Origin of the sequence: Methanobrevibacter sp., from assembly GCF_045646205.1 — an archaeon.
Classification (GTDB): Archaea; Methanobacteriota; Methanobacteria; order Methanobacteriales; family Methanobacteriaceae; genus Methanocatella.
Genome location: NZ_JAZRKF010000056.1, coordinates 17,782 through 29,346, shown reverse-complemented (window position 1 = coordinate 29,346; position 11,565 = coordinate 17,782). Strand labels below are relative to the sequence as shown.

Genomic DNA, 11,565 nt, shown 5'->3' with positions numbered 1-11,565 from the left:
CCTGGCGAATATATTTTAACAGCATTTGATCCTATAACCGGTCTTCAAATGGCATATACCATTACAGTATTGCCTACATTAACTGCTGAAGATTTAAACATGAAGTATTTAGACGGATCCAAATTTGAAGCAAAACTAGTCAATGGGCAAGGAAAAGCATTATCTGGCGTAAAAATAACATTTAACATCAATGGAGTCTTTTATGACAGAACCACAGATGCGAATGGAATAGCTAGACTGAACATCAGGTTAATGCCTGGTCAATACATCATCACTTCCCAATACGGTGATGCAACAATTGCAAATACAATTACAATAACTGCATAAGAGGAATTTAATTATTCCTCTAAATTTTTATTTTTTGATGTAGATAACAATATTTTAAAAACTGCTTTTTAAGAATAACATTGATTTAATTAAAAATACTATTAATTTAATTAGATAAAAATTTCAAAGTATTAAAATAATAATAGCTAAATTCAATTAAAATGAATAAAAAAAGTGGGTTGATTTACAGTTTTCTTGCGAAAAGCAAGTAACCGCTGTGTCCAACCATTCTTGTTTTCGGTCTTGTACCGCGCTGTCTTACTTCAAGACCACGTTCCAAAGTTTCTAAAATTTCAATATCATAGAAATTAAGCTTTTTTGCAACCCTATATGAAATTTCAGCCTGATTAATGTAAGGAGCATAGACAACAAGGTATCCTCCAAGGTTCAATGCATCGTAAACCTCTTCAAATATCTCATAAGGCTTTGGAAGATCGAGAAATACCAAATCGATATTGTCCTCGTCAATTCCATCCTTAACGTTTTGATTTTTAACATCTATGTTTTTAATTCCGAATGTTTCAATATTTCTTTTTGCAACATTAGCAAAGTCCTCTCTGATTTCATAGGTATAGACATGACCAGTTTCGCCCACAACGTTTGCAAAGTTTAAGGCTATTGCTCCGGCACCGGTTCCTGCATCTACAACCCTGGAACCTGCACCCAAACCGGTATATGCCAATACCGTCCCAATATCCTTTTTAATCAGTATTGAACATTGCCTTTCCATAACATCTATGAAATCATTAATATTTGGCTTGACAATTTTAAATGAGTGGTCAAGATGGCTTTTAACCTCATCCCCATATTGGGCATTGGATAAAACTTCCGCCGAAACTATTCCCAAATCACTTTCAAATTCCTGGCCTTCCTTTAAGACATATTTCTTGCCACGTTCATCTAAAATCAATTTCATATAATACACCTAATACTCTAATTGTGCTAATCTTTTTACCCTTTTTAAAGAATCCGGGTGAGTGGATAAGAGTTCCATGATTCCATTTTTTCTGGAAATTTTAACTTCTGAATTAGCCAATTTTCTTAATTCCTCATCAGATATTTTTCCGTCACCGTCAAAGTCTATCTGTCTGAAATCATTGATATCATGCTCTGCGTTATTAATGTCTGTTGCGAAAAATGCCCTGTTGGTATTCAGTTCCTTGATTGTTTCTTCACTGCATCTTGATGCTCCATAAGACAATTTGTATAATGCTGATACCAATGCTGCCGGACGATTACCGAATTTAACAGAAGCTTCATCCGCATAGTATTCACGGGTTCTGGATATGAATAAAACCAGCAACTGTCCGATCAAATAGAAGACATAACCTAAAATTCCAATTAAGATTCCACCACCGTTTTCACGGTCGCCTGAAAACATGAATGCTATTGCAATATAATAACAAATCATCGGAATTACACTGACAGCAGCAGTTACTGCCATGTCATTATGTTTAATATGGCCCATCTCATGACCTAAAACCGCCCTTAACTCATCATAATCAAGCAATCCCAGAATCGGACGGGTAATGGCAATATGGCCGCTTTTACTTGTTCTACCATATGCAAAAGCATTTGGAATTGCAATTTCAGATAATCCAAGTTCAGGTTTAGGAACTCCAGCTTCCCGAGCTAACTCTTCAACCATCTTATGAATATGTGGCGCCTCAGCTTCAGAAAGAGGCCTTACATTCATTGAACGTTTGACGATTGACGGTCCAAACCAGTATTGAAGGAATACCATTCCTAAACTAACAACAGCATAAATTCTCCAACTGCTTATTCCAAAATACCTTGATATAAGAAATACTAAAAAATAAACAATGGAAAACATGAAAAAATATGTTAAAAACATTCTCATTCTAAGTTTCCAAGTGCCTCTCATATTAATTACCTCAACATTAATTATGTATACTATTTTACATTTAAGTTTAAAAAGTTAATGGAAATAACAAAGAAAATCCAACTTTATTTTCTAAAAATTTTGTGAAAAATAATACTACTCAAACACTACCACAAACTAATTATTAACCTACCGACATATATTTTAATATTACAAAATCATGGTGATTTAATGAGTGGACCTTGGGTAGAAAAATATAGACCACAAAGCCTAGATGACATTGTAGGCCAAGAACATATTATAAATAGACTTAAAAAGTATGTTGGCGAAGAAAGCATGCCAAACTTAATGTTTACAGGACCAGCAGGTGTTGGAAAAACCACAACCGCACTTGCATTAGTCAAATCAATTCTCGGAGAATACTGGAGACAAAACTTTTTGGAATTGAACGCTTCAGATGCAAGGGGAATTGACACAGTAAGAAATGACATCAAGAACTTCTGTAGATTGAAACCTGTAGGTGCTCCATTCAGAATAATATTTCTGGATGAAGTGGACAACATGACAAAAGACGCACAACATGCTTTAAGACGTGAGATGGAAATGTATACAAAAACCGCTTCATTCATCTTATCCTGTAATTATTCATCAAAAATCATTGACCCTATCCAATCAAGATGTGCAATATTCAGATTTGCCCCAATTAAAGGGGAAGAGGTAATCAATAGATTAAAATACATCTGCGGTGAAGAAAACTTTGATTATGATGAAAAAGGACTTGAAACAATCGTATACTATTCAGAAGGAGATATGCGTAAAGCCGTCAACATCCTTCAGGCAACAGCATCAGAAGGAGAACACATCACGGAAGACAGCGTATATGATGTTGTTTCAAAATCAAAACCTCAAGATGTATCAGATATGATTACAAAAGCATTAACCGGAGACTTCATGGGCTCCAGAAAACTCCTGCACGAAACAATGGTCCTTCAGGGAACCAGCGGAGAGGACATGGTTTCTCAAATCTATCAGGAAGTCTCAAGAAGAGTTATTGATGGAAAAATGGATCCTGACTTTTATATTGATGTAATTGAAGCAATAGCAAATTGCGACTTCAGAATAAGAGAAGGATCAAATCCAAGAATACAACTTGAAGCACTTTTAACCAAATTCTTATAGTCAGGTATTCAAATGTTATGGACAGACAAATACCGACCAAAAAACCTAAAAGAGATATTAGGTAACAATAAAGAAAAAAAGATTATTGAATCATGGGTTGAAAATTGGAAAAACGGCAATCCACAGCAGCCTTTACTTTTGGTTGGTCCTCCAGGAATCGGAAAGACCACATTTGCACAGGCAATAGCCAACGAATTTTCAGAATATATCGAGCTAAATGCAAGTGATAAACGTTCACAGGACGTTATTAAAAGCACAATAGGTGAATCCTCATCATCAAGGTCACTTTTCGGAGACGAATACAAGTTGATAATAATGGATGAGGTAGACGGTATTCACGGAACAAACGACCGTGGAGGAGTTAGAGCTATCGGAGAGATAATTAAAACTTCCAAACATCCTTTGATTTTAATAGCAAATGATTTTTACTCCAAAAGACTTCAGTCAATCAAGCCTAAATGTCAGGTCATTAAAATGGCAAAAATCAGAGGCCCGACAATCAATAAAATGCTTAAAAACATTGCTAAAGAAGAAGGCATTGAATACGACAAAGAAGCTCTAAAGGAATTATCCAAAAAAGCAAATGGAGATATCCGTTCAGCAATCAATACTTTTCAGGCCATTGCAGACACATCCCATGAGTTAACAATGGAAGATGTTGAAACCGTAACGACAAAAGATGACAGGTCAACCATTATTGACGGAGTAATGGCAACATTGAAAAGTAAAAATCCTAAGCACGTTAAAGACGCTTTAAGAGTTGATGAAGAACCTACCCTTGTAATGGAGTATATTGCCGAAAATGTTGCTCGTGAGTACACTAATAAAAATGAACTTAAAAAGGCTTATGAAAACTTGTCCAATGCAGACTTATACTTTGGAAGAGCCAGAAACACCAGAAACTACGGTTACTGGAAATATGCAACCGATTTCATGGGCATTGGCGTAAGCGCATCAAAAAGAGAAACCTATAAAAAATTCACCCCTATTAAATCACCTACAGTATTTACATTAATGGGGCGTAACAGAGGAAAAAGAAACTTGCGTGACGGCATTGCCGAAAAGATGTCTCAAAAAATGCACATTTCAAATACTGTAGCTATTTCAATGTTTCCATATCTTGAAATCATGTTTCAAAATGATGAACTGGCCTGGGAAATTTCAGACTTCCTTGATTTAGAAAAGGATGAAATCAAACGCTTCAGAAAAAAGGTCATTCCAAAATCAGTCATCAAAAAGATGGAAAAGCAAAAAGAGGAAATGCGTATTGAAGAGCGTGACAGGCGTGCAGAAGAACTTCAAAATCAGATGTTTGCAGGCATTCCTCAAGAGGAAATCATTGAAGAGGAAGGCGTAAGGGATGAAGTTGAACTGATTAGCGAAGAGCCACAGGTTGAAGAAGTCGAAGAAGAGCCGGAAGAATTAATGGCTGAAGAAATTATTGAAGAAGAAGTCGAAGAAGAAAAACCTAAAGAGAAAACAAATAAACAAACCTCTTTATTTGACTTCTAATTTTAATTTTTTTAGAAAAAATTAACCAAAAAAGGAGAATTAACCATGACTATCGAAAAAATTAAAAATGAGTATATAATTGATAAATTAAATAAAAATAGTGACTTAAATACTTTTTCATGTGGATTAGAAGACATGGATGAATTTTTAAAAAATGATGCATTAAATCAACAAAATGAAAATTTAAGTGTAACTTACCTAGTTAGATATGACGATGAAATAATTGGATTTTTCTCATTACTCTCAGATAAAATTGAATTAAAAGATATTGAAGATGAATATGATTTACCGTATTCCGTTTGTCCTGCAATGAAAATAGGCAGATTCGCTGTTAACAAAAAATATCGTTCTTCAGGATTGGGTACTATTCTTTTAGATAATATTTGCTACCAAATTAAAAAAATATCAGAAATTCATGGCATACGTTTCATTACAGTTGATGCATATTGTAATGTAAGAAAATTTTACTATAAAAATGAATTTAAACATTTTAAAGTGAAAAATAAAAAGAAATTAATTAGAACTGCAGAAAGAAATGAAAAAACCACAATAGGATTATATAAAGATTTAAAAAGAATTTAATTAAAAAAAGTCAACATGACGACTATTTTCAATTCTTTCTTTAATTTTTTTTTCATTTGGTGTGTTAGGTCTTTTCATCTCTTTTAAAAATTCTTTGGTTTCGACTCCAGACAATGTTGGAGTAGGAGCAATAGGTTTTGCCAAATTATCAAACCTCCATATTATTAATATTAATTTTACTATTAAATATATTTTTTTATGACATTAATTTCTTTTCAATATAATCAGATGCTTTTAGCACGTTTTCTCTGTATTGTGGTGCTACATCTTCTAAAAATTCCATAAATGATGATGCCAACTCATCATTATTCTCATTTTTTATTTTTTCATGACCGTCCATTTCCAAAAAGGAATTGATCCAGTCAAGAGGCACGTTAATTAAAGGATAGATTTCATTGTCTTTTTTATTGAATTCAAGACCTTCACCCGAAAATATTGTGGAAAATATCTGATTTATTTTATCGTCAAGAATTACAGGATTTACAATCAAGTCATATTCACCATCAGTGACTAAGTTAACCCCATATTTTCTAGTGTAAGGCTCCAAAATTACATCAATCATGAAATCGTCTTCTGGAATTAAAATTCTTGAATTCGGTTTGATGTCGGATAATGCCTTGGCTGACTTTGAACAGATTTTCTGGAAAAGTGAGTTTCTTACAACTTCAATATTAGGATATTGTTTTTTAAATGTTTCCTGACGTTTTTTTGAAAATTTTGAAAACCTTAAATTATTAATATAAAGTTTAGAAGGACTATATGAAACAAAACGGGTATCCACACCTATAATTTTTAGATATTTCAATACGTCCTTTTTGGAATCAGTGAATTCATCTTCTTCTTTTGTCAAACCTGAAACATCAAAAATAAAATCCATATTATCAAAATCCTAAAGTTGTTCTTAATGCATCTTCCATAATGTCAATCGGTGCTTTTTTGCCTGTCCAAATTTCAAAGCTTTCCGCTCCCTGATACAATAACATTTTGATTCCGTAAACAGGTTTTGCACCTGCTTTAATGGCTTCTTTCAATAGTCCAGTTTCGTTAGGATTGTAAACTGCATCAAAAACCACCAAATCATCATGCATCTCTTCTGCCGAAGCTATTGGAGCATCATCAACGTTCGGATGCATTCCCACAGGAGTTGTATTGATTAAAATATCTGCATCATCCAAATCCATATTCCTGATATAATCAGAACTTACATCATCAATCAAAACGGAAGCCAAAACGTCATCAGCCAATTTCTGGGCTTTGTCAACATTCCTATTCAGTATTGTTAATTTATCAGCACCATATTTGGCAAGATAAAATGATATTGCTCTTGAAGCTCCACCGGCACCTGCAATTACAACATTTTTATTTTTAACATTTATAACTTCACCGATAGCTTTTATAGCACCTATTCCATCGGTATTAAATCCTTTCAAGTCCTTAAAGTCTATTGTATTAACGGCACCTATCAATGAAGCAACTTCATCGATTTCATTTAGATATTCCATCACTTCAATTTTGTGAGGAATCGTAACATTAAAGCCTTTAATGTTTAATGCCTGGGCCCCAGCAATAGCATTTTTTAAATCATTCGGATTAACATCAAAAGCCGTGTAGACATAATCCATTTCCAGAGCTTTGAATGCTGCATTGTGCATTGGAGGTGAGAAACTGTGTTCCACAGGGTGGCCTATCAAACCTACAATATTAGTACTTCCTTTAATTTCCATATATTTAAATTAGCTACTAAAATTATTTAAACTTTAATTATCAAAAATTAATATACTATAAAAGGTGACAAAGATGGAATTTACAAGACCAAGAGGTACAAGAGACTTTTTATTTGAAGAGATGGAAGAAAGAAAAAAAGCAGAAAGTACCTTAAGATATATATTTGAAAATTATGGTTATAGGGAGATTAAAACTCCTTTATTTGAAGAATTAAAACTTTTTACAACCAAATCAGGAGAAGAAATTGTCGATCAGTTATATAATTTTAAAGACAAATCCGACCGTGAGTTAACCTTAAGACCGGAAATCACTGCTCCTGTTGCCAGATTATATTTAAATGAACTTGAAAAAACTGCTGTAAAACCAATCAAGCTTTATTATTACGGCAGCTGTTTCAGATACGAAAGACCGCAAAAAGGAAGATTCAGACAGTTCTGGCAATTCGGATGTGAATTGATTGGCGCAAAATCTCCTCAAGGTGAAGCTGAAGTAATTGCAATGTGCAGCGATTCAATTAAAGCTCTCGGAATAACCGGTGCTGACGTTAACATCAACCACCTGGGCATTATACGTGGATTATTCAAGCACTTCGAAGTTGATACCAAAACCCAAAGGGAACTGATGGTTGTCATTGACAAAGGAGATAAAGACTTATTAATAGAGTCATTAAGCGGAGACAATCCCATTATTTCAAATGATGAATTGAACCAAATACTGCTTAAACTGATTGATTTGGTTGGAGATAAAAGCATACTTGAAGACGTTAATGAATTAATTAAAGATTATGAAGAACCTCAAGAAGCGTTCAACCAGTTAAAAGAGTTAGTTGAGCTTTTAGACAGCTTTGATATGGACAACTACACCTTAAACCTTGGAGTTGCAAGAGGACTTGATTATTATACCGGAATCGTGTTTGAAATCTATGTTGAAGGTCTTGGAGCTCAAAAGCAGGTTTGTGGTGGTGGAACTTACAGCCTGATTAAAGTATTTGGAGGCCAGGAAGTGGAATCAACCGGTTTTGCACTTGGTTTTGACAGATTGATGAATGCCATTGAGGAGCTAACAGAAAAAGAAGAGGTAAAATCACATTTGGATGTTTATGTTGCACCGATTTCAGTAGACGTCAGACTTAAAGCTTATGAAATCACACAAACATTAAGAAGAGCAGGATTCAGATGCGATGTTGACCTGAACAATAAGAAATTCAAGAAATTAATGAACTATGCAGATAAAATCAAAGTTCCAAAAATGATTATCATCGGCAAAAACGATTTGGAAGAAAATAAAGTGACCGTTAAGGATATGCAGAGCGGTGACCAGGAACAGATTTCAATTGATGATATTGCTGATTATTTAAAAGGTGAATAGAATGGAAATCAATTTTAGACACGAAATTAATGGCGTGAAAGTAATCACCGCAGTAGCACAGGATGCAGATACTGGTGAAATATTGATGATAGCCAACATGAACAAAGAAGCCTTGAGAAAAACAATTGAAACCGGAACAGCCCATTACTGGAGTACTTCAAGAAACAAGTTATGGTTAAAAGGAGAAAGTTCCGGCCATACACAGGAAGTCCAGGAAATTCTTGTTGACTGCGACATGGACGCAATCGTGCTCAAAATTAAACAGACTGGTGCAGCCTGCCATGAAGGTTATTATTCATGCTTCTTTAGAGATTTGGACTTTAAAAATTCACCAGATATTGATGATTTAAAAGAAAACGATTTAAAAACAAACCAGAAAAGAATAATTAACCCAAACGACGTGTATTAAATGAAAACTATAGTTCCTGACACAAGCGCAGTAATCATAAGCGCTATTAGTGAGATTTTAGAAAAGGAAGATTTGGATTATCCCGAAATAATTGTTCCCGAAGCAGTTGTATGTGAACTTGAACATCAGGCAAATGCAAACAGAAGCGAAGGAATTGCAGGTTTAAATGAATTGCAGCACTTACAGAAATTGCAGTATGAAGGCGAGCTTTCAGTATCATTTAAAGGAAAAAGACCTACAAATTACGATATCAAATATGCAAAAAGCGGAGAAATCGATGCTTTAATTAGAGATTTGGCAAGATCCGAATTTGCAACATTATTGACAAACGACAAGGTTCAGGCAGAAACCGCAAAGGCTCAGGGAATTCCCGTTTACTATTACAAACAAAAGTATGTTGAAAAAGAACTGTCAATAGCAAAATTCTTTGACGACGAAACAATGTCTGTTCATTTAAAGGAAAATGTTGTTCCAATGGCTAAAAAAGGAACTCCCGGACATATTGACTTTATAAAGCTTTCAGATGAAGTTTTTGATTATAACATGCTTGAAGAAATTATTGACGAGATTATTGAAAAGGCAAGAAGTGATTCAAAAACATATCTTGAATCAGTAAAGGAAGGTTCATTTGTTGTTCAGTCAAGAGAATATAGGATTTCAATAGCTAAACCTCCATTTTCCGAGGCAATTGAAATTACAGCAGTCAGACCCGTTGCAGATATCGACTTGGACGAATATCATTTAAGCGATAAGTTAATGGACAGAATCAACAATAATGCCGAAGGTATCCTGATTGCAGGTTCTCCAGGTGCCGGAAAATCAACCTTTGTTCAGGCAATCGCCAAATATTACTCTAAAGAACTGAATAAAATTGTTAAAACTATGGAATCTCCAAGAGATTTACAGCTTCCAGATGAAATAACACAATATGCTCCTCTGGAAGGAAGTATGGAAAATACTGCTGACGTTTTGCTATTGGTTAGACCCGATTATACCATTTATGATGAACTGAGAAAAAACCATGACTTCAATATCTTTGCGGATATGCGTTTAGCCGGTGTTGGAATGATTGGTGTTGTACACGCCACAAGGCCGATTGATGCAATTCAAAGAATAGCTTCAAGAGTTGAGCTTGGAGTAATCCCTTCAATCGTTGATACAAGCATTTATATTGAAGACGGTGAAATCAAAAGCGTATATGAGACAAAAATGACCGTTAAGGTTCCAAGCGGAATGAAAGAGGCAGACCTTGCAAGACCAGTCATTGAAGTTCGTGACTTTGAAACAGGCGAACTTAAAAACGAAATTTATACTTACGGTGAACAGACCATCGTAATGGATTTGGATTTGGTTAACAATCCTTCACAATCTCAAAATAAATCATCCGTAGACAATATTGCTGAAAAAGAGATTTTAAGACGCATTAAAAAATATTTACCTAAAAAAGCAAAAGTGGATGTTGAAATCGTCTCCCCTGAAAGGGCAAACATCTACATTCCGGAGGACTTGGTTCCTAAAATCATTGGTAAAAACGGCAAAAGAATAGCTGAAATAGAAGAAAAGATTGGAATTTCATTGGGTGTTGAAGTTATCAGCGAAAAAAAGAATGGGAAAGCATTTGAAATAGATATCATTCACACCAAAAATCAGCTGATTTTAGATTTGGGCCGTGAAAACGGAAGATCCAATTTTGATATTTTAATAGAAGGAGAGTATCTGCTTACTGCCACCACATCCAAAAAGGGAGAAGTTAGGATTAAAAATGGCATAGAATTATCCGATTTCATAATTGAAGCTATTGAAATGGGATTGGAAATTACTGCAGTTAAAAAGTGATAAAAATGAAAATCGGTGCATCAACATTAGCAACATTCAATGACAGTTTAGATGAAAGTTTAGAGTTTATAGAATCATTAGGCATTAAATATGCCGAATTGTTACATCAATTCCCTACTGAGGAGTTTGATTTTGATGTTTTAAGCAGTTTTAATTTAGATTATACTATCCATGCCCCATTTATGGACGTTAATATTGCCGCTTTAGGCTCAAAAAGTAGGGCAAATTCTATTGAACAGATTAAGGACTCCGTTGATTTGGCAAATCAAATTGACGCTAAAGCTGTTGTTGTTCATCCGGGTTTAATTCCATTTCTTGCAAGAGAAATGCCTGAAGAAATTTATAAAGTATCCAATAATTCAATAAGAGAAATCGGCGAATACAGTAATGACTTAGGCGTGAATACCACCATCGAGAATATGCCTGCCTTTGAAAATATGATTTATCAGGACATGAATAGATTGAACGAAACACTTGTTGAACTTGATATGGGAATGACATTTGACATCGGTCATGCCCACCATTCAGGAATATCTCCGGACGCAATGTATTTTGATTCAATTAAACACATACATGCCCATGATAATATGGGTGATGATGACTCACACCTAGCATTAGGTGAAGGCAATATTCAATTAAAAGATATCATCACTACTTTTGAAAATAAAAATTATGATGGCATATATATGATTGAAGTAAATGATAAAGATTCAATTAAAAAAAGCCTAGAATATCTCAAAAATAATTTCTAATTTTAAAAAAATAAAAAATTAAGAGGTTTTAA

The 11,565-nt window shown here is 34.3% G+C and carries 13 protein-coding genes; 8 read left to right on the top strand and 5 right to left on the bottom strand.

The genetic code is table 11. From position 1 onward, the window contains the following. A partial coding sequence (locus ACKI44_RS09475; RefSeq protein ID WP_407423785.1) for a hypothetical protein occupies window positions 1-327 on the top strand: 327 nt, incomplete at its 5' end. A gap of 184 nt (window positions 328-511) precedes the next feature. On the opposite strand, the gene ACKI44_RS09470 is transcribed toward ACKI44_RS09475, so the two are convergent. Next, a complete protein-coding gene (locus ACKI44_RS09470; RefSeq protein WP_407423783.1) occupies window positions 512-1,243 on the bottom strand; it encodes a tRNA (adenine-N1)-methyltransferase in 732 nt (243 codons plus the stop codon). Window positions 1,244-1,252: 9 nt separating this feature from the next. Beyond that, entirely contained in the window at window positions 1,253-2,212 is a 960-nt protein-coding gene (locus tag ACKI44_RS09465; protein ID WP_407423781.1) for a zinc metalloprotease HtpX, read from the bottom strand. Between the two features lie 189 nt (window positions 2,213-2,401). On the opposite strand from ACKI44_RS09465, the gene ACKI44_RS09460 reads away from it, so the two are divergent. From ACKI44_RS09460 to ACKI44_RS09450, 3 genes are read left to right on the top strand one after another with little or no spacing between them, the layout of a single operon-like run. Further along, a complete protein-coding gene (locus tag ACKI44_RS09460; RefSeq protein WP_303736892.1) occupies window positions 2,402-3,349 on the top strand; it encodes a replication factor C small subunit in 948 nt (315 codons plus the stop codon). 12 nt (window positions 3,350-3,361) lie between these two features. After that, window positions 3,362-4,861 (top strand): replication factor C large subunit, encoded by a 1,500-nt coding sequence (locus tag ACKI44_RS09455; RefSeq protein ID WP_407423779.1) that lies wholly within the window; start codon window positions 3,362-3,364, stop codon window positions 4,859-4,861. 45 nt (window positions 4,862-4,906) lie between these two features. Next, window positions 4,907-5,443, top strand: a complete 537-nt coding sequence (locus ACKI44_RS09450) for a GNAT family N-acetyltransferase (protein WP_407423777.1) — start codon at window positions 4,907-4,909, stop codon at window positions 5,441-5,443. Here the strand turns inward: ACKI44_RS09450 and ACKI44_RS09445 are convergent, their stop codons facing one another. From ACKI44_RS09445 to ACKI44_RS09435, 3 genes are read right to left on the bottom strand one after another with little or no spacing between them, the layout of a single operon-like run. After that, window positions 5,444-5,587: a hypothetical protein gene (locus ACKI44_RS09445; protein ID WP_303736902.1), complete on the bottom strand. Its 144-nt coding sequence runs from the start codon at window positions 5,585-5,587 to the stop codon at window positions 5,444-5,446. A gap of 52 nt (window positions 5,588-5,639) precedes the next feature. Then, window positions 5,640-6,320, bottom strand: a complete 681-nt coding sequence (locus ACKI44_RS09440; RefSeq protein ID WP_407423775.1) for an ATPase — start codon at window positions 6,318-6,320, stop codon at window positions 5,640-5,642. A gap of 4 nt (window positions 6,321-6,324) precedes the next feature. Next, complete coding sequence (locus tag ACKI44_RS09435) at window positions 6,325-7,167, bottom strand: shikimate dehydrogenase (RefSeq protein WP_407423773.1); 843 nt, start codon at window positions 7,165-7,167, stop codon at window positions 6,325-6,327. 73 nt (window positions 7,168-7,240) lie between these two features. Here ACKI44_RS09435 and hisS point away from each other — a divergent pair, with 73 nt between their 5' ends. Genes hisS through ACKI44_RS09415 form a run of 4 tightly spaced genes read left to right on the top strand, consistent with a single transcriptional unit; the run spans window position 7,241 to window position 11,533 of the window. Then, entirely contained in the window at window positions 7,241-8,536 is a 1,296-nt protein-coding gene (gene hisS, locus ACKI44_RS09430; protein ID WP_407423771.1) for a histidine--tRNA ligase, read from the top strand. A 1-nt stretch (window position 8,537) separates the two neighbouring features. Beyond that, window positions 8,538-8,945: a phosphoribosyl-AMP cyclohydrolase gene (hisI, locus tag ACKI44_RS09425; RefSeq protein WP_407423769.1), complete on the top strand. Its 408-nt coding sequence runs from the start codon at window positions 8,538-8,540 to the stop codon at window positions 8,943-8,945. Continuing rightward, window positions 8,946-10,781, top strand: a complete 1,836-nt coding sequence (locus ACKI44_RS09420; protein WP_407423767.1) for a PINc/VapC family ATPase — start codon at window positions 8,946-8,948, stop codon at window positions 10,779-10,781. Between the two features lie 5 nt (window positions 10,782-10,786). Beyond that, window positions 10,787-11,533: a sugar phosphate isomerase/epimerase family protein gene (locus tag ACKI44_RS09415; protein ID WP_407423765.1), complete on the top strand. Its 747-nt coding sequence runs from the start codon at window positions 10,787-10,789 to the stop codon at window positions 11,531-11,533. Window positions 11,534-11,565 lie beyond the last annotated feature (32 nt).